The 25840-nt window shown below is 70.9% G+C and carries 15 protein-coding genes; 7 read left to right on the forward strand and 8 right to left on the reverse strand.

Annotated elements, in window-relative coordinates; translation table 11 throughout:
* Positions 1-119 precede the first annotated feature (119 nt).
* The 5 genes from ACWDEW_RS43405 to ACWDEW_RS43425 all read right to left on the reverse strand — a co-directional run bounded on the left by ACWDEW_RS43405 (position 120) and on the right by ACWDEW_RS43425 (position 14853).
* Complete coding sequence (locus tag ACWDEW_RS43405) at positions 120-11900, reverse strand: hypothetical protein (RefSeq protein WP_450521041.1); 11781 nt, start codon at positions 11898-11900, stop codon at positions 120-122.
* Between the two features lies 1 nt (position 11901).
* Positions 11902-12237: a hypothetical protein gene (locus ACWDEW_RS43410; protein WP_381252809.1), complete on the reverse strand. Its 336-nt coding sequence runs from the start codon at positions 12235-12237 to the stop codon at positions 11902-11904.
* Complete coding sequence (locus ACWDEW_RS43415) at positions 12234-12725, reverse strand: YbaB/EbfC family nucleoid-associated protein (protein WP_450521042.1); 492 nt, start codon at positions 12723-12725, stop codon at positions 12234-12236. Before ACWDEW_RS43415 ends, ACWDEW_RS43410 begins: the two co-directional genes overlap by 4 nt.
* Before the next feature lie 413 nt (positions 12726-13138).
* Positions 13139-14095, reverse strand: a complete 957-nt coding sequence (locus ACWDEW_RS43420; protein ID WP_450521044.1) for an ornithine cyclodeaminase family protein — start codon at positions 14093-14095, stop codon at positions 13139-13141.
* A complete protein-coding gene (locus ACWDEW_RS43425; protein WP_450521046.1) occupies positions 14092-14853 on the reverse strand; it encodes an IclR family transcriptional regulator in 762 nt (253 codons plus the stop codon). The genes ACWDEW_RS43420 and ACWDEW_RS43425 overlap by 4 nt, the downstream gene beginning before the upstream one ends.
* A gap of 130 nt (positions 14854-14983) precedes the next feature.
* Between ACWDEW_RS43425 and ACWDEW_RS43430 the strand changes: the two genes are divergently transcribed.
* On the forward strand, positions 14984-16297 hold the full coding sequence (locus tag ACWDEW_RS43430; protein ID WP_450521048.1) for an amidohydrolase family protein: 1314 nt from the start codon (positions 14984-14986) through the stop codon (positions 16295-16297).
* Positions 16294-17379 (forward strand): dipeptidase, encoded by a 1086-nt coding sequence (locus tag ACWDEW_RS43435; protein ID WP_450521049.1) that lies wholly within the window; start codon positions 16294-16296, stop codon positions 17377-17379. The genes ACWDEW_RS43430 and ACWDEW_RS43435 overlap by 4 nt, the downstream gene beginning before the upstream one ends.
* Here ACWDEW_RS43435 and ACWDEW_RS43440 read toward each other — a convergent pair.
* Positions 17352-18590, reverse strand: coding sequence for an MFS transporter (locus tag ACWDEW_RS43440; RefSeq protein ID WP_450521051.1), 1239 nt, complete (start codon positions 18588-18590; stop codon positions 17352-17354). The two genes, ACWDEW_RS43435 and ACWDEW_RS43440, sit on opposite strands and share 28 nt — an antisense overlap.
* A 227-nt stretch (positions 18591-18817) precedes the next feature.
* Positions 18818-19699, reverse strand: coding sequence for an AraC family transcriptional regulator (locus ACWDEW_RS43445; RefSeq protein ID WP_450521053.1), 882 nt, complete (start codon positions 19697-19699; stop codon positions 18818-18820).
* A 134-nt stretch (positions 19700-19833) separates the two neighbouring features.
* Between ACWDEW_RS43445 and ACWDEW_RS43450 the strand changes: the two genes are divergently transcribed.
* The 5 genes from ACWDEW_RS43450 (at position 19834) to ACWDEW_RS43470 (ending at position 24448) form a co-directional block, all read left to right on the forward strand.
* Entirely contained in the window at positions 19834-20949 is a 1116-nt protein-coding gene (locus tag ACWDEW_RS43450; RefSeq protein WP_450521055.1) for a serine hydrolase domain-containing protein, read from the forward strand.
* A gap of 300 nt (positions 20950-21249) precedes the next feature.
* Positions 21250-21576: a cellulose binding domain-containing protein gene (locus ACWDEW_RS43455; protein ID WP_450521057.1), complete on the forward strand. Its 327-nt coding sequence runs from the start codon at positions 21250-21252 to the stop codon at positions 21574-21576.
* A 560-nt stretch (positions 21577-22136) separates the two neighbouring features.
* Complete coding sequence (locus tag ACWDEW_RS43460; protein ID WP_450521068.1) at positions 22137-23138, forward strand: DUF6192 family protein; 1002 nt, start codon at positions 22137-22139, stop codon at positions 23136-23138.
* Positions 23139-23141: 3 nt separating this feature from the next.
* Complete coding sequence (locus ACWDEW_RS43465) at positions 23142-23552, forward strand: hypothetical protein (protein WP_450521059.1); 411 nt, start codon at positions 23142-23144, stop codon at positions 23550-23552.
* Positions 23553-23590: 38 nt separating this feature from the next.
* Positions 23591-24448 (forward strand): IS5 family transposase, encoded by an 858-nt coding sequence (locus ACWDEW_RS43470; RefSeq protein ID WP_450521061.1) that lies wholly within the window; start codon positions 23591-23593, stop codon positions 24446-24448.
* A 190-nt stretch (positions 24449-24638) separates the two neighbouring features.
* Here ACWDEW_RS43470 and ACWDEW_RS43475 read toward each other — a convergent pair whose 3' ends face one another.
* On the reverse strand, positions 24639-25562 hold the full coding sequence (locus tag ACWDEW_RS43475; protein ID WP_450521062.1) for a S41 family peptidase: 924 nt from the start codon (positions 25560-25562) through the stop codon (positions 24639-24641).
* Positions 25563-25840: the final 278 nt, after the last annotated feature.

Consider the following 25840-nt stretch of genomic DNA (forward strand, 5'->3'; position numbering starts at 1 on the left):
TCAAGGCCGTCATGACCATCGGCCGCCGCTCCGGCGGACACAGCAGCCGGCGGCCGTGTCGGGGCACGGCAAGATCCGAGAAGCGCGTGACGCTCCCCGCGACGGGCCGGGGGCGACCCTCACGGCTCGAAGCGGCGTAGCGTCCCGTCGCCGGCGACCAGGGTCAGGACGATTCCCAGGTCACGGGCTGCCGTGCCCGCCGCGATCTCGGTGAGAACCTGGTCGCCATCCGCCCAACGGCGCAGCAGTCGGTAGCGCTGCGCGAGGGTCAGGGTGAGGTCGCCGAGCGGGAGCGCGCCGGTCAGCGCCGCGAACGCGGCCTGGTCGGGTGTCGGGGTCACGCCGACCGCAGCAAGGTCGTCCAGCGACACCGTCGTGTGCGCCGGGCCCGCCCAGCCGGCGGCGGCCAGGCGGGGCACCCGCACCGCGGCGTCCGGGGCAGCGAGCCGGAACTCGGTCCAGCGGTGCAGCGCGTCGGACGGGTCCGGTCCCCCGAGCAGGGCGCCGAGTCCAGGCCGGCCGAACAGGTCGGAGGACGCCCTCGCCCTCAGGGCGTCAACCAGCGCGGCCGGCAACCAGTCGCCCCCGCCTGCCGGCTGACGCAGCGTCAGTGGCAAGGACGCGGACCGGTTGTCGGTGCCTCCAGTCTGCGGCTCCGGGGCCTTCGGCGCGCTCGACTTCACCTGTTCCGGGGCGACCTGGATGCCGAGACGGTCGGTGAAGAGTGCGGCGACGTTGTCCAGCCAGCCGGCCGCGACCGCGGGGTCGATGTCCGGCCGTACCGCCTTGCTCATGTAGCGGCCTGACTTGTCGTTCACGGTCCACGCCCGCAGGCTCTCGCTCCAGCGGAACTCGCCCGACACGCGGCTCGCGCCGGGCCGCGCACGACCGCCCTCCTCGAAGACAGCGGCGATGCCGGTGTGTCCGAGGCCGTCGATCTCCGCCCGCAGCGACTCCGCCGTCGTCTCGGGGCGTCGGGTGCGGACACCGGCGAGCAGCGCGTCGAACCGGTCCTGCGCCATCACCTGCGAAGGCTCCTCGCTGCCGAGGAGCACACGACCGTCGTCAGTCACCGTGTACAGCCACCCCGCATCGTGGTTGCCGGTGATCAACAGGTCGGGGTCCACCTCTTCGAGGGGGATCCACAGCGGGTTCGCCCGTACGTCGCCCTCGTCGTCGCGCTCCTCGTCCTTCACCCGCTTCGGCATCACAGGGGCGCCGAAACCGGCTGTGAGGTCACCGCCCGGACCGCGCTGCGGCGCCGTCGGCAGCAACGTCTCGTAGTGGTCGACGCCGTTGTAAGCGACGTACACGGTAGGCCCGTCGGCGTCCTCGGAGAGGCGGTGCAGGACGGATCCGCCCTGGCCGTCGGGCTGGACGACGACGAGGTCGATACCCAGCGACTGGGTGAGCAGCAGGGGTACGTCGTCGTAGAAGGGCGTGTGCCACAGTTCGGGCGAGCGGATAGCGCGGTCGACCAGCCCGCGCTCCCCCAGCGTGACCGTCTGCGCCGGGGTGGCGGGCACGACGGCCGGCAGGTGGCTGCGGATCTCCCGCCACAGCGACCGCGACCTCGCCGTGGCCGGGCCGTGCAGCGTACGCAGCACCAGTTGGCGGACGTTGTTCGCGTGCGCCTGATCGGTCAGTCCGCGCCGTCGGGCGATCGCCTCGGGCGCCCTACCGTCCTCCAGCCCCTCGGTCCTCAACTGGGCCTGGATGCGCGCCTGTTGCGTGGAGGTCAGCGGGAGGTGCGACCGCAGTCCCAGCAGGGCGAGCAGGGGCCGCAGACTGCGCAGGTCCGGGTACCTGTCGTGAACGATCGTCTCCAACGGGTCGCGCGTGGTGTGCTGGTGAGCAGCGGCGGACGTCCCGTACCAGTCGGCGATGTCGCTGCGCAGGTCGGCGACCGTCATCGCGCCTACGGTTCTGCCCCGCACGGTGTGGCCGGGGTGCTGGGCGCCGATGCCGGCGATGACGGCGGAGAACAGGCAGTTGCCGTCGGGACGCACGTTCTGGACGGTCATCCGCCGACCGTCCACCAGGACAGTCCTGGCGGGCGGCGGCTGCTTGTCACCGACGGACTTGACCGGTGCGCCAGAGTCGGGCTTGCCCTTGCCCTTCGGATCCTTGCTCTTGGTCTCCTTGTCCTGAGTCTCCTTGCTCTTCGTGTCCTGCTCCCTCTTGGCCCCGTTGCCCTTCGTGTCGACGTCCTTGACCTCCTCGGTGTCCTCGGTGTCCTTGTCCTTCGGCGGTTCCGTGCTTCCAACGGGAGGCGCCGGCACCGGTGTCGCAGACCGGGGACGGGCCGACAGGTAGCTGTCACCGCGCCGGTAGACGGTCACCTGCCGGAGCGGGCCCGCCGTCGGGTCATCGGAGCCCGGGAAGAAGCGGTAACTGCCGTCCTCCCCCACGACCGTGATGTCCACCCCGAGAGAACGCGCCGTCAGGCCTGCGGCAAGGTCCGCCGTCGCGTCGTCCCAACGACGGGCCCGCTGCACCTGCACCCGAACAAGACTCTGCCGCTGGACCGGGGTGAGTGCGGTGAGCAGGGCGTCGGGCAGCCGGCCGCCGTTCTCCTCGACGGTGGCGGACAGGGCGGGGTCTCGCCGGAAGTGCTCGCCGAGCCTGCTGGTCAGTTCGGCCGTACGGAACACCGCTCGCGGGTCGAGCGTCACGTCCGGGGGCATGTCCACGCTCCGGGCCACGCGGCCGGCCAACCCGGCACGCCGGGTCTCCGACACCGCCGCCGGCCCGCCGCGATCCGCGACACCGAGGACCGCCGTGAAGAACCCGTTGCCGTCACCGTCCGGTTCATGCAGGTCGTACACCCAGCTCCGGCCGTCGGGATCGGTGGCGGTCAGGGTGCGGTGGTCCTGGGCCGCGTCGAAGCGGCGCAGCGACGGGTCGGGGGTGCCGTCCGCCTCCCACGGCGGACGGCTGAACGCGGGTCGCAGGTCTGCGTCGCCCGCCGCGTCGCCCTGCTCCCTGCCGTCCTTCTTCCCGGTGTCCTTCTTCTCCGCGTCCTTGGCGCTGGTCTTCTTGTCGGTCGTCTCGGTGGTCTTCTTCTCCGTCACCGGTGCCTTCGCGGTGCCTGGTGCCGGTGGGGCCCGAAAGGCGACCTCGTCCGGTTCCGGGGTGTCACCGAGCTGGGCGCGTCCCGCCGGTGTGGCCGCGAGCTGGTGCCAGCGGGTCAGGCGGTCGGCGGCTTCGCGGACGCGTGCGTACTCGTCGGCGAGCGCCTCGGCGAAAGCACGTCGTTCGCCCAACTCGGCGGTGAAGGAGTCCAGTTGGTCGCGTGCGGTGTCACGGGCGGTACGGGCCGCGGTGACCTCGGCGTCGGCCGCACGCAGCAGGGCGATCACGCGGTCGTGCGCGGCGTCGTGTTCCGCGTAGTGGAGTTGCGCCCAGCCGTCGTGGGCGGGTTCCGCGCCGTCGTTGTCCTGTTCCAGGCGGGTGAGTTCGCGCCGTGCGGCGATCACCTGGGGCAGGGTCTCGGGGTCGCGGGCGGTGAGGGCGGTCAGCAGGTTGTCGGCGTCCGTGAATGCGCTCTCGCGGCGCGGGCCCTCGTCGCGGCGCAGCTCCCAGTACTTCTTGTCGGCGGCCGTCCACTCCTTGTCGGCCTTGGTGACCGCGTCCCACGCCTCGGCCGCCACCGGCGGGAATCCGTCGTCGGCGATGAGGCCCAGTTCACGGGCGACGTCCTCGCGGACCCAGGCCAGGACGGTGGTGTCGGTCTCGCGTGCCTGCGGGGCGCGCTGCGGGTTGCCGAACGGGCTGCGCATCGCCCGTACCGGCGCGGAGTCCTTGACGTGGTGGTGGACCGCGGCCACGCTCAGCCAGGTCGTGGGGATGGCGAACAGGAATGTACGGGTGGTGTTCGGCTTGACGTTCACCGACGCCAGGCGGTCGCCGCCCGAGGCCATGGTGTCGGACTCGGTCGAGACGTCACCCGGTCCCGAGGCGCCCATCTGGTTGGTGCCGGTGGCGGCGGTCGACGTGGCGGGACCGCCGCCGAGCGCCGACTCGGCCTGCCCCACGCGCCCGGCACTCGCGCCACCGCCCTCCACGTGCCGCTTGGGTGCCTCGTGCTTCATGCCGTCGGTGACGGCGAGCAGCCGGGCCCGCCGGAACTGCGGCCTCGAGTACAGCCGCAGGTCGGCGTCCGCGCCGCCGAAGAAGCCGCGCTCGGTCAGACCGGCCACCTCGTAGCCGCCGGGCTCCAGGGTGCGGTCGTAGAAGGCGCTCAGGGCGTTGTTGCCCGTGCCGTCCTCCAGGTTCTGGGCGGGTCCGGTGCCGGCGCGGGTGAGCGGGGTGTCCCGGGCGCGGGCGATCAGGTCGTCGTCGACCGCGCCGGTCAGCGGGAAGGACGTGTCGTAGGCGGACGCCAGGACAAGGGAGTTGGCGGTGTGGAGCTCGTCGACACCGACGATCCGGCGGACCTTGAACCCGTCCGGCGGCATGGTGAACGGCTTCATGCTGTCGTCGGGGTGGAGCGTGTCGAGCCAGCTGCCGGGGCCGGTCGTGGCCGGTGGTGCGACGCGGCGGGAGGGGCCGGGAGTGTCGAGGGCGGGCGGGGCCAGCGGGTCGTCCCGCTCGGTGGCGGGATCGACGGGGTCGGGGCGCATGAGGCTGAGCGGGTAGTGCTCGACGAGCTCCCCGACGTCGCCCTCGGAGCTGACGCGCAGCAGGCGCCGGCCGGACACCCCGCGCCAGGTGCGGTGCGCGGCCCGCTTCACCCAGCCGGAGGCGCCGGTGCCGGTCTTCGGTTCGCGGGTGTCGGTCACCTCCAGGGTCAGCCGCATCCGGTAGCGGGTGACGTACTCGGCGTGGGCCTGGGTCGTCGTCGCGGTGGCGATCCGCACGCTGCCCTCGGACCGGTTCTGGGCGGCGGTCTGCTGGGTGGAGCCGACCTCCGCGTACGTCGGTCCGGCCATCCGCACGGTGTCGTTGCCGGTGTGCGCGCCCTGGGCGACAGTGGTGCCGACGCTGGCGCCGGAGGCGCGGCCGCGGCCCTCCTGCGTGGTCTGCGCGGCACTGCGGTGCTCCTCGAACTCCACGCTGTGCCCGAGGCCGCCGAAGCCGCTGCCGTCCGGTGCGGGTGTGCCGACGGGCACCTTCACCGGGATCAGCTCGGCGCGCGCCCGCACCTTGCGGCTGCCGACCCACAGATTCGCGGTGGACGAGCCCCAACGGCCCACCCGGGCGGGCACGGAGGAGCTGCCGCCGGTCATCTCCTTGCCCAGCGCGCGCACGACACGTTCCGACATCAGCCGGTGCACCGTGTCCCGGTCGCTGCCCGTCAGTCCGAGCGGCCTCAACTGCCGGTCGAAGTCGTTGAGTACGGTCGCGGTGTCGAGCGCGGTGAGCGGGAAACTGCCGAACGGGTTGTCCAGGAGCCAGGGTTGGGGCGACCACCGGCGCCGGGTGTAGAGCGGTACGTCGCCCCAGCGGTCCCGGAGCAGTCCCATCCGGTAGGCGCTCTTCTCCGGGACGTGCCCCACCCAGCCGTCGTTGACGAGGACCCGTCGCCCGGACGCTCCGGCGAGCCAGCGGGGCAACCGCCGTATGCCCGTGGCTCGTTGGCCGACGAGGGTGGAGGTGGCGGCGATCTCGTGGTCGACGTCCGCGGTGACGAGGACCTGCCTGCCCTGGTCCTTGCGGTTGATCTCGGCGAGCGCGGTCCGGGAGACGGCCCGGAAGCGGGACTTGTCGAGGCGGTAGGGGCTGGCGACGAGGCCGTAGTTGCCGGTGGTCCCGGTGCCGGTGTCGTGCGAGTGGAGGTAGACGAGCTGGCCGCCGAAGAACAGCGTGCTGGTGCTGGTGTGGCGCCCCGAAGCCTGGGTGGCACCGCCGATGGTCGTCTCCGCCTCGATCGGGATGGCGCCCGTCACGGCGGTGAGGCTCCCGGGGCGCAGGCGGCTGCGGTGCGCGAGGACGGAGGAGCGGTCCAGGTAGGGGGCCTTGGCCCAGAGCCCGGAGGCGCGCCAGCCGGTCGGGGCGGACGACTGGTCGAAGTTCGCGGTCAGGAACTGGCTCTGGAACACGCGCAATGCCGCGTCGTGGACGGGGGCGCCCTGGTGGGTCAGCATCCAGGAGTTGCCCGACGACTCCTTGAGGACGTCCTCGGCGGCCCGGCCGAGGGCGGGGTCCGCGACGACCGCGAGGGTCAGGTACGGGTGACGCCGGTATTCCTCGCGGCCCCGGCGGCCGGCCCGCTCGAACAGGCCGCGCCTGGCGAGCGCCAGGTCCCGTGCGGCCTGCCCGGTGGTCGCGAGGGGCACAGCGTGCAGGGGGTGGTGCGGGCGTGCGGTGTCGTGGGCGGGCGTGTGCTCGACGGGCACGCCGAGCAGCACTCGTCCGACGGCGGGCCGCTTGATGTCCGGCCCGGAGCCGGCCGGGCCGATGAGGTTCTTCTCCCGCTCGGTGAAGACGAACGGCCGCGTGCCGAGAAGGTTGAGGAAGAGGACACCGCGCAGCAGCCCGCGGAAACGGCGGAAGCCACCGCGCCGCGCGGTGAGGGTGACCTCGTAGCTGTACAGGTGGGTGCCCTTGGTGCCGATCGACATGGCCTCGTGCGTGGCGGCGGCCCCGTAGCCGCTCTCCGAATCGCTACGGCCGCCCCAGCGCACTCCGAGCGAACCGGTGCCCGCGTGCAGCGGGCCGCCCGCCTCGTCGGTGGCCGCGTCCCGCAGCGACAGCAGTCCCTCCGCGCCGACGTGCGCGCCACGCGCGCTGTTCTGCCGTCCGCCGAGGTTCTCGCTGCCGGGTGCGCTGAACCGCAGCCGCAGGTCCTTCTGCGTGCCCTCGAAACGCCGGTCGGTCAGGGCGGCGTCGATCCACACGTAGCGCTGTGCGCGGGTGGCGCGGCGGGAGTCGACCAGGGAGATCCGCAACCCCGAGGTCATCATCGTCTCCAGGTTCCCCGCCATGCTGTGGAAGGCCAGGGTGTTCAGCACCTCCAGAGTGTTCGAGACCACCATCTGAAAATGATCGGAGCCGCGCCAGCGGGGATTGGCGGGATCGAGTTCGGACAGCGGCGCGACGAGGTCCGGGTAGGCGCGCGCGACCTCTTCGAGGACCTGGTCGCCGAAGTGGTCGAGGAAGGTGCGGTCCTCGCCGTCGATGTGCCGTACGTAGGAGCCGTCGGCGAACGTGAACTCCTCGACCCTGCTCATGCCGAGGGTGGGCGGCGCGTCCTGGGTGAGGTACGGCGGCACCCTGGGCGGGGTGCCGGGCGCGGGACGCGCCTCCCCGGCGAGGCGGCGGGCCTCGGTGCGGGTGAGCCGTTCCACGGCCCACGTCTGGAACGTACGGGTGTGCGGTGCCTCGCTCCAGGTGCGCGGGGGGTTCTTGCGCAGCTTGCCGGGTGTCGAGCTCGCGGCGTCGCGCCTGCGGTCGGGCAGCGGTGCCTTGGTGTCGGGCGGGGCGGTGACGGTGACGGTCTTCTGGACCAGGTAGAGGCCGGTGGGGTCACCCTTGGCCTGACCGGCCGACTTCACGGCGCCGGTCCCGCCGGTGACGGAGGCTCGGTTGCGGGAGGAGCCGTAACGGAAGTTGAGACCGGCGAGCATCCTCAGGTCGAACTTGCCCTGGTCGATGCCCAGAAGCTGGAAGGCCGGTCCCAGGGCACCGCCGATGTCGACGCCCGAGGACCTGCCGGTGGTCCGCTCGTTGCGGACCGTCGTCTGGGAGATGTCCCGGAGTTCGGCGGCGGTGGTCTCGCTGATGAGGACGGCCTCGCCGGGCTCCACCCGGACCGAGAAGACACCGAGCGGTTCGCGCCCCGCGTCGTCCTTGAACAGCGGCGGCGAGGTGACCGTCCCGGCCGCCATGACCCGGCTCATGCGATGGAACCCGTCGGTGGAGAAGAACGAGTTGATCTGTTTGCCGGCCATGCTGTCGGTGTCGGTGCCGATCTGCTGGAGCGCCCAGTCCCGGATGTGTGCGACGGGGCCGAAGCTCTCCGTGTTCATCATGCGGTAGTTCGACCGGCGGTCGAGCCGCATCCGCGCCGGCAGCCGGTCGGCCGGGGGCTTGGGGTGGGTGAGGCTGTCGGCGATGCGCACGAACAGCCCGTCCCTGACGGCGAAACCGAAAGCGACCTGGGCACGCGTGCCGGACCTGGGCCCGATCGCCTTGCCGGTCCGATCCACCGGGCGTCCGGCCGGATCGGTGACCTTGAACTCGTACCAGACGTCGTCGAGATGGGCGTGCGAGCCGTCGGTCGTACGGGTCTCGTTCTGGTTCACGACGAGGTTCTGCATGTTGTACTCGACCCGCTTGGTCCACGAGAACTGCGCGAAGACCCGTCCCCAGGGCGCGAACAGCGTCTTCACCGGTCCGAGCGGCAAGGTGGGCGCGAGGGACGTCGACGTGCTGTTGACGGCGACCCGGCCGGTGAGGGCGGTGTTGCGCTGCATCGTGTCGATCTTCACGGGGTTGGCGTAGCCGAAGGTGAACCTCTCCCACTGCCCGTACGGTCGGGCCGTGACCGTCAGAACCCGCGACCTGCCGTCCACCGTGCGGTAGTTGAACCGCTGCCCGTCCCCGAAGAAGCCGCCCGGATTGTGGACGAGAGCATGTCGTACGTCGTCCAGGAGCCCGTCACCGGCACGGTTGCCGCCTGGACGTGCGGGACGGGGTCGGACACCGGGCGGCTGCCGGAGGTTGAGGTCGAGCTGCTCGACGACGCGGTCGGCACCGCGCAGGACACGGTCCCCCTGACCGAGGGCGTAGGACCGGCGCAGCAGATTGCGCGGCAGACCGCGCAGCAACTCGCCGATGCCGCCCATGTAGACAGGCAGTTTGGCACCGTCGGTGAACGACGCGGGTCCGCCGCCGCTGTACGGCGCCGGAGGCAGATCGAGGTCGACACGCGGCGGCCGACGGGAGTCCAGGTCGTGCACCACCCAGGTCGGCCCGGGCGTGGCGGGCTTCTTGACGGGCGGGGCGGTGAACTCGGCCTCGGCGTCCTCGTCGATGGGTTCGAGCGCAGGGGTACGGCGGTTCGGCGGAGCGCCCTTGCGGGGCGGGCGCTGTCGGCGGGGCTTCTCCGGGGGGTCGTCCGTGCCGCGCGGAGGCACGGAAGTCGGCTTGTCGTCAGTGGACTTGACCACCCCGTCGACCGGTACCGACGTGATCGTGGTCGTCGCGTCGGTCGTGGTGGACGTCGTCGCGACGAGGGGTGTTCCGCCGCTCACGGTGACCACGGGCTGCGGAACGTCGGAGGACTCCTCGGGCTTGGGGGCACCGCCGCGCAGCCGCTGCGGCAGCCCGAGTCCCTTGCGGAGACGGTCGGCGAGCGCGGTCGCCTCCGTACGCGTCCCGCCCGCGGCCAGCACATCGGCGACCTGTCGTACGGCGCTTCGGTACGGCTCGATCGCGTGCCGCGAGTCCGCGAGCACGGGGTGCAGTTCCAGAGGCAGCACGAGCGCGGTGGCGGTGTCCCACGACTGGCGTGCGACGTCCGGGGCCGACCCGGGCGTGCTCTGGGCGAAGTCCGAGAACGCGTCGTCCCACAGGCGCCTGCTGGCCGTGGCGGCGGCCGTGTCGAGGTGCCCGGACCACGGACCGGGTCGCAGCATCAGCGCCTTGGCCTGCTGCAAGGGCGTGAGTCCGGTCTCCAGCAGAGACAGTCTGCCGCTCCCCAGAGCTGCCTGGGTCTGCTGCTCGACGGTGAGGGTGGCTCCGGTGGAGGACAGGGCGGCCACGTCGACGTCGACATCACCGGTCGGGAGGCCGGCGGCGGAGAAGTCGTGGGGCAGGTCGTCCTCGGTCAACTGCGAGGCGATCCAGTGCCGTTGGGCGTCGGAGCGGTCCACTGCGGGGACGATGGCGGAGGGCGGTGCCGACGGGTCGGTGCCGAGGTCCGGGGCGGCGTCGGCGTGGGAATTCGGCACCTCGCCCAGTGCGCGCAGCCGCGTCTCCGTCCCTAGGAGGTCCGCCTGCGCCTGCCGCACCCTGTCGTCCGCGTCGTGCAGCGCGGTGCCGTCCTGGCTCGCTCCCTCGCCGGACTCGACCCGCACGCGGAGCCGTTCGGCGGTGTCGACCGCGTGCTGCAACGACCGTACGGCGTCGGAGTGAGCGTCGCGGGCAGCACCGACGACTGGGTCGGCGACAGTGGCGGGGTCGGTGGCGTCCGTTGCCGGTGGAGCCACGGCCTTCCCCTTGCCGGCGCCCGTGTCGTTGCTCGAACCCCCCTGGACCGGAACACCGTTGTGGGTGACCGCGGGAGGAACGGCGGTCGCGACACTGGACGTCACGGGGGTCGACGTCACCACAGGCGGCGGCAACTCCGTGACGGGCGGCTCGACAACAGGGTCCTGGTCAAGGGTCGGGGGCGGGTCGACCCGAGTTGTTCCGGCCGGCTCCACCTCGGGGGTGTTCAAGTCGTGCGTCTGCGGCGGGGGTTCGGCCCCGTTGCCGTTTCCGATGCCGTCGTGCGTCACGACGCGCGGTGCTGAAGTGACGCTGCCGCCCGTGGCGGACGGGACGGTCGGCGGGATCGGCGGCGCGGACGCCCCGACCTCCGGTGGAATGATCGGCGTTGAAGACCCCACCACAGGCGGAATGACCGGGACGGACGTGTGGGGCGGTGGGGCGACGACACGGACCGGGGGCGCCTTCGTAGGCGTGTCGGGGTCCGTGTCGATGTGGTTGCCGGTGTCCGTGTTCGTGTCCACGGCCGTGTGCGGGCCGCTTCCCGCACCGGACTTGGTGCCGCCGCTCTTGCCCGAGCCAGTGCTCGGACCGACGTTGCCGGCGTCTCCGGTGCCGATGTCGGAAGCCGAGGTGGAGATCGTCGGCGGGTTCCCCAAGTTCTTCAGCCAGTCGGCGCTGTTGGTGACCGCGTGCTCCGCTCCCGCCTCGAACCGCTCGCTCAGGCCCGACCCGACGAAGGTCTGCCAACTCGGGGTGAAGTCACCGAAGAACGCGCCCATCACGAGGGACTCGGCCAGCGTCTCCGAAGCGCCGTCCGCGACGAACTCACCGCTCTGGTCAAGGACTTTGGCGGAGAAGCTCTCGTCGCCGTGGGGTGTCGGCGTCACATGCGGGGTGACGGTGGGGGTCGTCTTGGGGACATGGGTGCCGGGTCCCGGCGTCGGACCGGACTTCGGCTTGTTCGTCAGGTTCAGGTTGGTGTCGTTCAGTTTCGGTGGCTTCGCCCCGCCTACGTTGATGTCGTCGAACTTCTTCCCCAGGTCACCGATGTTCTTGACGTTGTTGGTGAGGTTCTTCATCGTCTTGGTGAGGATCGGTGCGAGGAACCCCGCGACGGCGCCGAACGCGGCGCTGAGACCGATGTCGCCCCAGTCGATCGACTTCGGTCGTTGCCCCTTGGGGGCGCCCACCATCATGGCCAGCCGGACCGCGAGCGTCATGAAGGCCTCCTCGGCGGCCTCCAGGAAGCTCGGCATCAGGTGTGTGCGGCGCGAGAGTTCGAGCAGGACCTCCAGGATGAACACGCGGCTGCGGGCACGTGCCACCGCCGCCTCGGAGGCGCTGGCGCCGCCGGTGAAGAAGGACATCACCGCGAGGATCGCGAGCTCGATGAACAGGCGGATCAGTTCGGCGATGATGTTCCACTTCGCCTCGCGGATCTGCATGGCGATGTTGACCTGGTTCTTGGTCACGTTGTCCAGGTCGGCCTCGAACTTGTCGAGATAGGGCAGGACTTCGTTGATCGCCCCGATGAACTGGTCCGCGGTTCCCTTGGGAAGGCCCTCCCCCACAGTCAGTACCGCTTGTTTCGCCCGTGACTTGAGCGCGCCGATGTGCTGGTGGAGCTCGTCGAAGGACCGGCTGGTGTCGTAGGCGTGGTCCTCGTTGGCCTCCAGGAACTTCTCCCCGATGAGGATGAAGAACAGCCAGTTGAGCTTGGGAGAGACGACGATGGCCACGTTACGGTCGGCTCCCGGTCCGCCCTTGTTGTTCGTGGATGGCGTCGATGATCCCGCCCTGGTTGCTGCGGATCGCGCGGAGGTTGTCGAGAGTGCCGTCGCCCACGGCCGAGATGCCGGCCGCGATGGCATCGATGGTGGCGAGGACGGAGTCGCGGGTCTGGACGAACTCCTTGCGGAGCTGCTTCCCGTAGCTGTCGTCGCCGGTCCAGCTGGTGTCGGCCAGGGCGGCGTGGGCCGACGCGCCGACCTCGTCGGCGTAGCTGCCGAGATCCTTGATGACCCGGGTGCCGCCCATGATGGCCTCGGGGCTCGATGTGTAGGACGGGCCGGTCATCGGGTGCCTCCGTCCTCTTCGTCGTCGGCGATCTCGTCGTGCAGCCGGGTGCGTGCGGCGGGCCTGCCGGAGCTGGGCCGGGCAGCGGCGGGCGGGCTCACGAAACGTGCCCAGTCGATATCGAGTCCGGCGAGTTCGGGCACCTGCGGGCCGGGGGCGTCGAGCGGCCGAAAGTGGCGGGCCGCCTCGCGCCGTGCCTGCGCGCGGCCCGCTTCGACCGCCTCGATGATCGCCGCGCTCAGTTCCGCGCTCGACATCTCGCGGAACTTGGCCCCCAGGAACCGCAGGTCGCTCAGTTCGCCCCGGGGTCCGACGGTGACCTCGACGGAACCGTCCTTGGAGACCGTGGCCGCGGAGAAGTCACCCATGTCGGCTTCCGCGCGTGCCGCGTCCCGCTCGGCTGCCGCCAGTTCGGTTCTGGCCCGGGCTAAGCGCCGCTCCAGCTGTTCCGCGTAACCGTCCGGGCCGGACTCGGGCTCCTGGATCATGCGGCCTCCATCTTCCTCATACTCCACTCACCGGAGGTGAGCACGGCGGGGACCGACGCACACGCCGGGGCGCCCGTACCGGCGGGGGCCCGCGTCGGTGGCACGGACACGTACCGGCGGCAGTCACGTCGGCGCGCACCGGAGGTCCCGTCCGTACGCACCCGGGGCCCGCATCACCCGCCCCGAAAACAGGACGCGCGCGGCTCGGGCCCGCAGACGTCCGATCATGGCCGGGCTGGTTGACGTCCGCCCCAACGGCACATGACGCGCAAAGGATGAAGATCCGCACCCGGATTAACTTCCCCTGAACCAGGGCGACTTGAAGTGGCGGCGCGCCCACGGCGAGAGTCCCGGGGGCGGCCCGACCGCAGTAGGACGGCGGCCTCGCTGTTGTTTGAGCGGGGGCGCCTCCCTCACAGGTCCACGCGTACTCCCCAGCCTCGTTCGAGCGCCACGTCGTAGGCGACCCGGATGGCCGCAACGTCAAGAGCGGCGTGGCCGGTGGACTTGAAGACGGTGAGGGCGTCGGTGTCACCGCCGCGGCCCGGATGGCCGCCGTCGAGGACGGATCCGATGAGGGTCACCGGCCGGCCGGGGGCGAGGTCCTGGAGTTCGTGGGCGCCCGCCGGTGGCGGCGCGGTGGCCGCGCCGGTCCACTCGGCGAACAAGGCCGCGTCCTGGACGGTGCCGGTGTCCAGTTCGGGTCCGTGGGAGCCGCCGACCGACGAGACATGGACGCCGGGAGCGAGCCACTCGCGCCGGACGACGGGCGTGGTGGCGCCGGTGCAGCAGAACACCACTTCGGCCTCGCGTACGGCCTCCTCGACTCGGGCGGCGACCCGCGCGCCGGGATGCAGCGCGGCCGCCGCGCCGGTCCGTTCCGGATCGCGGCCGGCCACCGTCACCTCGGTCTCGGGCAACACCGCCGCGAGCAGCGCCAGTTGGGCGCGGGCCTGGGCGCCTGTCCCCACCACCGCCACCCGGCCGAGACCGGGGCGGACGGCCAGGGCCAGTGCGCTGCGGGTGGCGACCGCCGCCGTGCGGACCTCGGTCAGCGACTCGCCGTCGACGAGCGCCAGGGGCCGCCCGTCGTGTTCGTCGAACAGAGCCACCAGCCCCCGGTGGAAACCGCGTCCGGGGTGCCGTGGATCGGCGGTCACGGTCACCAGTTTCGCGGCCAGCCCGAGCCCGGGGACGTAACCGGGCATCGCGCCCAGCAGACCGGTCGGCGTCAGGGCGGCGACCCGCGGCGGGACCGAGACCTCGTCGCGGGCGATGGAGACCAGGGCACGGCCCACCGCGTCGAGGACGGCGTCGGGCCGCAGCGCGGCGGCCGTCTGCCGGCGGTCCAGCACCAGCAGGCCGCTCACCGGCCGGCCTCCGCCGCGCCGACGGTCAAGGCCGTGCCCAGCTCGTCCGTCGCCGCGCCCAACTCCCGCTCCACCAGGGCCAGTTTCGGCCCGTCGAACTCGCTGTCCGGTCCCACGACCGTCAGCGCGCACACCGGAGCCCCGGGGTCGGGCAGCACCGCCCGGCTGACGGACGCCACCAGCTTGTCGTTACGACCGCGCTCCACGGCGACACCGGTCCGTTCCACCTCGGCCAACTCCCTCGCCACGTCGGCGGCTTCATCGCCGAGTCCGTCCAACCACCGTGTTCTCGCGTCCGGTTCGAGCGCGGCGACCAGGGCCAGCGGCCCGGCGAACCGCCCCACCGGCAGCAGTTCGCCCCGCAGGTGGCTGATCATGGCCAGCCGTTCGGGCCTGACCACGTCGATCACCCGGGCGCCGCCCTCCTCCAGCACTTGGAGGTTGACCATCATCGAGGTCGCGGCGGACAGCCGCTCCAGCACCGGACGGGCCAGCGCCGTCAGCGAGTTGCCCACCGCCGAGGCGGACATCCGGAGCACGGCGGCACCGGGCAGATAGCGGTCACCGGCCCGCAGCACCCAGCCGCGCCGGACCAGGTCCAGCAGGATCCGGTAGGCGGTGGCACGGTGCAGGCCCACCTCTGCGGCCAGCTCGGTCAGCCGCACCGGGTGCGGTGCGCGCGAGACGGCCTCGACCAGGTCGAGCGCCTTGTCCACGGCCGACCTGGGCGGCGCCGGGGTACGGGGTGCGACGGGCATGGCGGCGGTTCATCCCTCTCGTCCGCGGCGCGGCCACGGAGTACAGTATTCGCGTTTTCATCAAACGATACAGTTGTTACATAGAGCGTAACAACATGACGGCTTACGACCTCTCGTCCCGAAGGTGACCATGACCGATCTGCCCCCGGGTGCCCCGACCCCCTGGGCCGCACCGCCCGCCGGAACCGTCACGGTCTACCGCGGCGCCACCCTCTTCGACGGCACCGGCGACCGGCCGCGACCGGGCACCACGATCGTCACGGAAGGTGCCCGGATCCACGCCGTCGTCGGCGACGACGACCCGTTGCCCCCGCTCGCCGCCGACGCCCCCCGCGTCGACCTCGACGGCAGATTCGTCGTCCCCGGCCTGATCGACACCCACCAGCACCTGGCCACCCCGCCCGACCGGCCCGCCGCCGAGGCGGTGCTGCGGCGCCTGGTGCACAGCGGGGTCACCGCCGTCCGCGACATGGCCGACGACCTGCGGCAGATCGGCGACCTCGCCCGGGCCACCCTGGTCGGCGAGATCCCCGGCCCCGACATCCGCTACGCGGCGCTGATGGCCGGACCCTCCTTCTTCGACGACCCGCGCACCCACGAGGTCTCCCGGGGCGCCACGCCCGGCGCCGTCCCCTGGATGCAGGCCATCACCCCCGACACCGACCTCACCATCGCCATCGCCCTGGCCCGCGGCACCCACGCCGCCGCGATCAAGGTCTATGCCGACCTGGACGCCGCGACCGTCGCCGCGATCACCGCCGAGGCACACCGCCAGGGCATCGCCGTCTGGGCACACGCCGCCGTCTTCCCGGCCGCGCCCGGCGAGGTCGTCGCCGCGGGCGTGGACAGCGTCTCCCACGTCACCCTGCTCGGCTTCGAGAACCCCACCGAGCCGCTGAGCAGCTACAAGACAAAACCCTCCGTGGCCTACGACCGTTTCGCCGCGGGCGACGACCCTCAACTGGCCGCGCTCTTCGCCGAGATGCGCCGCCGCGGCACCGTCCTCGACGCGACCGCGTCCATGTGGACCAGCGACGAACTCCGGGGCGACACCGCCGAGTCCGCCGAACGGGCACGCCGCAACACCGAGTTGGCCGCCGCGGTCACCGCCCAGGCACACCGCGCCGGAGTCGGCGTCTGCACCGGCACGGACTTCGAGACCGCCCCCGACGACCCGTTCCCCGCCCTCCACGGCGAACTCGCCTTCCTCGTCGACCGTTGCGGCATCCCCGCCGCGGACGTCCTGCGCTCGGCGACCCTGGTCGGCGCCAGGGCCGCAGGCACCGAGGCGGACATGGGCAGCGTCGAAGCCGGCAAGCTCGCGAACTTCGCCGTCCTGGACGAGGACCCGCTCCGGGACATCGCCAACCTGCGCACCATCACCCTCACCGTGAAACGCGGCCGCCGCTTCGACCGCGCCGACTTCGAGAAGGACGCCCAGTGACCACCGTCGCCCACCCGATGATCGTCAACGCGCTGGGGCAGCTCGACAACCCCAACACCCCCGCCGCCCGGGCCGCCGCCTCGCAGCTCAATCCCGCCGGCGGTCAACTCTCCGTCGACGCCCGGGCGATCGCCGAAGCCCGTGCCTCCGGTCTGACCGCCGTCAACATCACCCTCGGCTACACCATGGGCGACCTGCCGCCGTACGAGCACACGCTGGAGGAGATCGCGGTCTGGGACGGGATCCTCGACGCACACCCGGCGGACCTGCTCAAGGTGCGTACGGCCGCCGACATCCGGCGCGCCCACCGCGAGCGGCGGATCGGTGTCGTCTACGGCTTCCAGAACGCCGTCGCCGTCGGCGAGGACCCCGCCCTCGTCGACAGCCGGGTCGCCGGGTTCGCGGAGGCCGGTGTACGGGTCGTCCAGCTCACCTACAACCAGGCCAACCACCTCGGCGACGGCTCCATGGCCACCGCCAACCGGGGCCTGACCCCGTTCGGCCGCCGGGTCGTCGAGGCCCTCAACGACCACCACCTGATGGTCGACCTCTCCCACAGCGGGGAGAACACCTGCCTGGACGCCGCCCGGCACTCCCGCCAGCCCGTGTCGATCAACCACACCGGCTGTCGTGCCCTGGCCGACCTCCCGCGCAACAAGACGGACGAGGAACTCCGCCTGGTCGCCGACCGGGGCGGCTTCGTCGGCATCTACTTCATGCCCTTCCTCAACCCGACCGGCCACGCCACCGCCGCAGACGTCGTCGACCACATCGTGCACGCGGTCGACGTCTGCGGCGAGGATCACGTCGGCATCGGCACCGACGGCAGCGTCACCGCCGTGGACGACCTCGACGCCTACCGTGCGGCCCTCGCCGAACACGTCGCCGCCCGCCGGGCGGCCGGTGTCGGAGCGGCGGGCGAACGGGCAGACACCTACCCCTTCGTCGTGGACCTGCGCGGAGTGGACCAGTTCCGCGACCTGATCCGTCTCCTGGAGAAGCGCGGCTACCGCTCCGGACGCATCGAGAAGATCCTCGGCCGCAACTTCCTCGACTACGCCGACCGCGTCTGGACGTCCTGAGGGTCCGCGTCCCGTGCCCCTTCTGACGCGGTCCGGGCCGATGAAGAAGTGATCAGTGCGGAGCTGCCGGTGTCACGGTCCAGGAGGCCCGCGAGAAGGGCGAGGCCGAGCCCGGCTGCGGCGAGCGTCGCTCCGACCAGGGCCGGTGAGGCCCAGCCCCAGCCGGCGGAGATGGCCACGCCGCCGAGCCAGGCTCCGCCCGCGTTCGCCAGGTTGAAGGCGGAGTGGTTGGAGGCCGCGGCCATCGTCGGGGCGTTCTTCGCCTTGGCCATGAGCAGCATCTGCACGGGGGTGGTGACCAGGGCGCCCATCGCGCCCATGAACACGAGGGTCACCAGGGCGGGGACGGTGCTGTGCACGGTGAAGTAGAACGCCAGGAGCGTTGAGCCGAGGAGGAAGAGGCCCCCGTACAACGTCGGGCGCAGGGCCCGGTCGCTGAGCGGACCCGCGATCAGTGTGCCCAGCGTCATTCCGATGCCGTAGAGCGCGAGGACCCAGGTGGTGGAGGAGTCGGCGAGGCCGGTCACGTGGGTCAGGATCGGCACCAGGTAGCTGTAGACGGCGAAGAAGCCGCCGAATCCGACTACGGCGGTGGCCAGTCCGAGGGCGACCTGCCGATTGCCCATCGCCCGCAGTTCGTGCCGGATCCCGGCCTGGTTGCCGCGGGGCTGATGGGGGACGAAGGCGGCCAGCGCGGCCAGCGCGACAAGTCCGATGACGGCGACGCCGCAGTAGGCATACCGCCAGCCGAGGTGCTGGCCGAGGGCGGTGCCGGCCGGGACGCCGACGATGTTGGCGACGGTGAGCCCGAGGAACATCCTCGACACGGCCCGCCCGGCGCGTTCCGGAGCGACCAGCCGGGAGGCCACGACGGCACCCACGCCGAACAGTGCTCCGTGGGGCAGACCCGCCAGGAACCGTGCGGCGAACAGCAGGCCGAAGTTCGGAGCGAGAGCGGAGGCGACGTTGCCGATCACGAACATCGCGGAGAGCAGGAGCAGGAGTCGTTTGTGGGCGATGCGCGCGCCGATGCCGGTCAGGACGGGCGCCCCGACGACGACCCCGAGCGCGTAGGCGGAGACCAGGTTGCCGGCGTGCGGCACGGACACGCCGACGCCGTCGGCGATCTGGGGCAGCAGTCCCATGGTGGCGAACTCGGTCGTACCTATACCGAACGCGACGAGGGCAAGAGCCAGCAGGGCCAGTGGCATGGGGCGCGAGTACCTTTCACGGGCTGCGGTGTGTGTGCGGATGCGGGGATGAAGAGGGCAGGACCGTGATGCGTCCGGTTCGCCCTGTTTCTGTAACCTGTCGCCTCGGCCGCCGTTGCCCGATGCGCCCCTGGGGGCATGAAGAGTCTACGAGCGCTCCGGGCGCCGCTCGCCCAGCCGTGCGGTCAACCGAGTTGGAGTATCCCCGCCCAACGGCACACCAGTGTTCACGCGCCGGCGTTGCCGCTGCTCCGCTCGATCGGGATCCACAGCTGGGAGTGGGTCTCCTCGCCGATCCCAACCGGCCGCGTCCGCAGAAGTTCCGGACCCGGCCTGCTCGTGTACGGGTTGGAGGGGAACCACTGTGTGAACACGTCGCGCCACAGTGCCTGGAGCCCACTCGGATAGGGCCCGTCGTCGTCGAAGACCGCCCAGGTCCCGGCCGGCACGTCGAGGGCCTGGAGTTCCTCGACGACGGTCTCGGGGCCGGTGACCGCACCGATCCAGTAGTCGGCCTCGGCCCCCTCCTCCCGACTGTCGGTCAGATACACCGCTGCCGACACGATCCCCTCGGGTTCCCGGTCGGCCAACTCCTTCATGCGTATGATCGCCCGCTCGTCCAGGCTCTTCAGGTGCGCCGCGGCAACCGCGTTGAGCCCCTCATGGACCAGCGGGACCCGCGCCTTCCTGCCGACGACCCGGAACGCCTCCTTCTCCACGATCCGGTACTGCATCGTCGTACTCCCTTCGACGACGACGCGGAAGGACATGCGCGGCTGTGCCGTGAGCAGTGCGCCCGTGCGCCGGGCCTCGCCCGGACCGATGCCGTGCACCGACCTGAACGCCCGGGCGAACGCCTCACCCGAGCCGTAGCCGTACCGCACCGCGACATCGAGCAGCGTGCGCTCCCCGTCCACCACCTCGGCCGCGGCGAGCGTCATCCGCCGACGCCGCACGTAGACCGGGAGCGGCATCCCGGCGAGGGCGGAGAACAGCCGCCGGAAGTGGTACTCCGACACCGCGGCGATCCGCGCCGCCTCGGCCACGTCGACCTCCCGGTCGAGGCAGGCCTCCAGGTGGTCCAGCGCCAGATTCAGCCGTTCCAGCACGTGTGTACGTACCTCTTTCTGGCTATACGACCGGGCCGTCTTCAGGTGTAGGTGAGTTCTTCGAGCCCCGCCCGACAAAAGCCGTACGGGAATTGTCGGGCGGGTGGCCTCGGCGTTGCCCGAGGCTGGCGCACATGACTGATGTTAAGGGGATGTGCGAACCGCGGTTCGCCGCAGTCGAGGCGGCCCTCGCGGCCTCGCTCGGCAAGGACGATGTGGGCGCCTCGGTCGCCGTCTACCTCGACGGCGAACCGGTGGTCGACCTGTGGGGCGGGTACGCCGACGCGGACCGCACCGTCGGCTGGGAGCGCGACACCCTCACGGGCGTGAACTCGACGACCAAGAACATGACCGCCTTGTGCGCGCTCCTCCTGGCCGACCGGGGCCGGCTCGACCTGTCCGCGCCGGTCGCCGCCTACTGGCCCGAGTTCGCCGCCGCGGGCAAGGAGCGTCTGCTGGTACGCCATGTGCTGTCCCATACCGCGGGGCTGCCGGACCTGTCCGGGCCGAAGACGGTCGAGGACCTCTACGACTGGCGAAGAGTGACGGCAGGGCTGTCCGCGCAGGCCCCCGAGTGGGAACCGGGAACAGCAGCCGGGTACCACGGGCTCACCTTCGGGTACCTGATCGGCGAGATCGTCCGTCGCATCACCGGCCGCTCCCTCGGCGATTTCTTCGCAGAGGAAGTGGCGAAGCCGCTGGGCGCGGACTTCCACATCGGGCTCTCCGGCGACGACGACCCTCGCGTCGCACCGCTCATCCCGCCGCCGTCGCTGACCGACGAGTACATCGCCGGCGCACCGTCCGGACCGGACGGCACACGTCGGGAGTACGACGGTGTCGCGGTCCGGGTCAGGGATGCCAACTCCGTTGCCTGGCGCCGTGCGCAGATCCCGGCGGTGAACGGCTTCGGCAACGCCCGGTCCGTCGCCCTCGTCCAGTCGGTGCTGGCGAACCGGGGTGCCGTCGGTGGCGTACGGCTGCTGTCGCCGCAGGGCTGCGAGCCCGCGTGGCAGGAGGTGTTCCGCGGCGAGGACCGGGTGCTGCGGACCTCGATGGCCTGGACCGCGGGCTTCGGCAAGTTCGGCAACATGTTCGGATGGGGCGGATGGGGCGGCTCGCTCGTCGCCAGCGACCCTGACGCACGGATGACGGTGGCCTACGTGATGAACCAGATGCTCGACCGGGAACAGCAGGAGGACAGCCGCGGCATGGAGATGATCATGGCCGCCTACAGCGGACTGCGGTGACAATCCGCGGCAACTCGGGCCCCCGGGGCCGGAATTGGTCTAGACGAATCTTTCCCAGATCTCTTGACGCATGCCGACCCGGACAGCCACGCTTCGTACCGCAGGCAGATGTAAGGAAAGTTTCCGATTAACTTCACGACTCGCCGTTCGACGGATTTCCGCTGCCTCACCCCGCCCTGATCACGTCGCACGGCTCCTCCCCACCCGCACCTCTCCACCGTGCGACGGACGTGCAGGGCACCGCACTCCGCGTACCGGCGCGACGCCGTGCGCGGCCTCGCCCCACGGAGGAGCATCCGCATGAGACGTGCGTCGCTGCGCGCCGTATTGACCGCCACCCTGATGCTCGGCGGCATGGCCACGACCGCCACCCCGGCCGCCCACGCGGCCGACAACACCGGTCTGATCGCCTCCTTCGGCATCACCTCCACCTGGGGTGCCGGATTCGAGGGTGGCTACACGGTCACCAACAAGTCCACCCACACAGTGAGTTCATGGACCATCACCTTCACCCTGCCCGCAACCGAAGCCGTCACCTGGAACCTCCGAGGATGTCCCGGCCTTCAGGCCGGGGAGGAATCGGACTCCTGCGGAGCAGGGCAGGGAAAGCCGAATCGCCCTCAGTGAGTGTTTTTGAACTCTGGTCATGACGTGCGTACGGCTGGATGATCTGGGGCGTGGCGGCTGGCGGGACGGCTCGGCGGTACTGCCGGGAGTGTGGTGACCTGCTGCCGCTGTCGATGGCGGCAGAAGCGGTGTTCTGTTCGGGTCGGTGCAGGTCACGGCGGTGGCGGAGGCTGCGGCGGACCCGGCAGCGAGTGATCGCGATGCAGCGGGGTGAGCTCGCACAGTGCCCGGTGTGCGGCCGTTCGTGGACGGTGGGGGTGGAACGCTCGGCCTCGGCCGTGTACTGCTCGGACCGCTGCCGGGTGCGGGCCTGCCGGCAATGGCAGGCGTCGCGGAACGGCGTTACGGAAACGGCGTAGGCGAACGCCTCGCTGTCACCACCAACACGCCTTGTCTGGCAGGCGAGTTGAAGGAGCAGGACGGGTGCTTCGAGCGCCCCCGGTTCACGCTCTGCCTCCGCGTGTCGCGCCCGCGCCACCGTGAGTGGCGACCAGGGCCGGCTGCCCTTCTCGGCCACGCGTGGGTGACCGGGCCGGACCCAGGACAAGGCGGTGACCATCATGACCGACCGGATCGGGAACGTCACCCGGCAACGTTACGAACAGCTCGTCACCAGGGCCAGGGACCTGATCGCGCAGGTCGCCCGCGCGCAGTTCTCCTTGGGCGACATGGCGCTGGAGATCGAGCCCATGAGGGTGGTGGGCGGGTCGATGCCGAACGGAACGGACGACCTGTTCACCGTGACGGAGTCGCTGCAGATGTTCGCCGACGACATCGGGGTGGAACGGCGGACCGTGGAGGACTGGCGATACACCGCCAACCGGTGGCCGAGGGAGAGGCGCAAGGAGGGCGTATCATTCACGGTCCACCGCATCCTGGCCTCGGTCGTCGACGAGGACGAGCGGTGGGCGGCGATCGAGGATGCGCCGTTCAACCCACGAACTGGGGCCCGGCAGTGGACGCCGGACGGCGCCAAGCGGGTCGTCGGCCAGCGGGTCGAACGTCCCGTGACCGTCGACGAGAAGGTCCAGGCCGTCGCCGACCTGACCCGCGACGATGAGGTCGCCGCCCAGGTGGCGGCCGGACTGTTCACCCGGCCCGCGGTCACCGAGCACGTCACGCCGGCGGAGAGGATGCGGGTCGTCACCGAGCTGACGAGGGATGACAGCGTCGCTCAGGAGGTGACCACCAGTCTGCTGCGCAGGCCGACGGTGGCCCGGACGGTGATGCGGGACGACACGGCCCGCATGCTGGTCAACCGGGCTCAGTTCGACAACTCCGAGGAGACCAGGGAGCGGATCCGGGAGACCGCCCCGGCCGTCCGCAAGATCGAGCACACCATCGAGTACCTCGACCTGGTCGGTACCTGCCACAGCTTCGTGGCCACGCTGGGCCGGCTGGTTCCCCAGCTGCGGGGGCAGGAATTCACCGACGACGAGCGCGAGACCGTCCGTCGGCAGATCGGCCGGGTCCGTGCGGCGGCGGACTGGCTCGAAGGCGCCCTCGACAACGGCGAGTTCACCCTCGACGAGCAGCTGACCCAGCTCCTCAAGGGCGAGTAGGCGATGGCCCGTCGCGCCGGCCAGCCGCTGGATGAGCACTACGGTGACCTGGTCCGCGTCGCGCTGATGGAAGCCCGACCAGCCGGCCTGCACACCGTCCAGCTCGTTGCCGCAACCCGGTTGAAGAAGTCCCAGGTCCAGCGCGGAATCCGGCACCTTCGTGACGTCGGCGCCGCGGAGAACCTCACCCCCATCATCTGGCGGCGCAAGGACGGCTACCTGTTCTCCGACGACCCCGCGGACTGGATCGAGTACGAGAAGAAGCAGCTCGCCCAGGTCCTCGGCCGTCTCACCCGGATGATCACGGGCACGCTCGCCCCGCACCTTTCCCGCTGCCCCGACGACGAGTGGGCCCAGCTGGTGGCCGCCCAGCTCACCGGGGTGTCCGCGACCCTCGCCCAGCTCTCGAAGTAACCCCCATCTGCTCCTTCTACGTCATCGGCGAGTCCGCCATGCCAAGCCCCGTCCGCCCGCGCCGCTATCCCTCCGACACCACGATCGCCGAGTGGGCCCTTCTCGAGCCGCTCCTGCCCGCCCCGGCCTGGCAGACCAAGACCGGCGGGCATCCCGAGAAGTGGCCCCGCCGACAGATCGTCGATGCGATCCGCTACATCGTCGACAACGGCGCGAAGTGGCGCGCTCTGCCCGCCGACTACCCTCCGTGGGAGACGGTTTATGGGTTTTTCGCCCGATGGAACCGCCGCGGCGTGGTCACCTACATCCGTGACCAGCTTCGCCGCCGGCTCCGCACCGGCCTGGGACGATGCGCCTATCCGGTCACGCTGATCATCGACTCGCAGTCGGTCAAGGGCGCCTCCACGGTGAGCCGGACCACGCGAGGCTTCGACCCCGCGAAATTGATCAACGGGCGCAAGAGACACGTAGCGGTCGACACGAAGGGCTTCCCCGTGATGATCATGGTGACGCCCGCCGACATGCAGGACCGCGACGCCGCCCGCGAACTCCTCTGGCGCCTTCGGCTCACGCACCCGCAGATCACCCAGGTCTGGGCCGACTCCGCCTACGCCGGCCAGCTCGTCACCTGGGCCGAGGACTTCCTCCACATCACCCTCAAGACCGTCTCCCGCCCCAAAGGCGCCAAGGGATTCGTGGTGCTCCCGCGCCGCTGGCGCGTCGAGCGCACCCTGGGGTGGATCATGAACGCCCGCCGCAACGCCCGTGACTACGAACGCCTTCCCCAGCACAGCGAAGCCCACCTGAACTGGGCACTCATCACCCTCATGGGCAGGCGGCTCACGAGGAAGAAGCCTGCACCCAGCTGGACGAAGAAGCACACACCCAGCAGCTGATGACTGCGCACTCGTCTGCGTCGTTGCCTTCTCCGAATCGCTGGAAGAGGCTTACGGATATCTTGTTGTGCCCGGCAGCCTTGCCCTGCCATGGCGCCCGACCCTCATGACCCGCCTCACCCGGCAACCGGCAAAACCTCAGACGCGGACCGCCACGGCCGCGAGGGCAGCCGCCGCCTGACGGCCGACGTCACTGACACTCAGCCTGCTTGCGCAGCCAGTTCTTCGCTGCCTGCAGAACTTGGTCTCCGTCAGCTCCGCTCCTCAGTTTCATGGTGGGGATCTCCTCGTCAGGAGAGATCGGCGCATCGTAGCTACGGCCGGTACGGTCAGCATCCTTGACCTCTGTGAGGACCAGCACGGCACCATCGGACAGGCGATGGTCATTGTTCCCGGTGGGGACGCCGTACGTGTCCTCGCCGAAGGACCGGGTCTGCGGCCGCCCCCGGAAAGCGACCGCCACCGCCTCACCCGCGCTTCCCGTTCTCCCGTCGGTCAGGACCGCGACCGGGGCGGCAGGGTTGGCCACGGGAGCGCTGTCTCCCCAACCAAACGGTCTGCCGTTCTCACGCGGGCTGCCGTTCTGGATCGTCCACGGGTACCTCTTACCGTCGGGATCCACGAACATGCCGACCTTGCCGTCCCCCAGAACCGGGCCTGCGACGGCGAGCATGGGCCACATGTTCCCACCGTGGTTGCCGCGCAGGTCCACGACCCAGCCGCACGCCTCCGGGCGGTCAGCCTTCGACACCGCCTCACGGCCTTGCCGCACATACCGCTCATACACCGCGTCAGATCCCTGTACTGCAGGGAGTGACACGTACGCCACATGATCCCCCAGCGAGCGAGCCTCCGGCCCTTGGAAGGAAGAGTCGGGCGGAGCCTCGATCACCTCTTTAACCTGCTTGGGATCGAAGAAGGAACTGTGCCCATGGCCAACTGTCCGAAGAGCGAAACGAATCGCATCGTAGGTGTCCGACGGCTTCTGCGCGGCCCGGGCCTGCGAGAACGCCTGGCGGCGTATCTCCGCCCACTTGACCTGATGGCGGAGGAGCGCGTTCCTCTCCATGATGTCCAGCACCTTCGACAGGTATGACCGGGCAGCAGTCGACATACGTGGCCCTTCTGCCCCCTCCGAACGATCCGTGCATCCCGTCCCCGCACCAAGGACACTCACCAACCCAGCGCAAGCAGCCCAACGCAGCAACCGTCACCGCCCCATCCATACCTCCAACTCTGTGATCAGGAGCAACCCTAGGCTGCCGAGCAACTCGCGCTGATGTCGGGTCAGTTCAAAAACACTCACTCACGGCGATTCGGCGTCCGCCACGGCGGCGGCGCGCTCGCCCTCAAGTCGGTGGACGATCTCGGCGTTGACCGACCGGTGAGCCG

Source organism: Streptomyces sp. NPDC001100 (assembly GCF_053598575.1).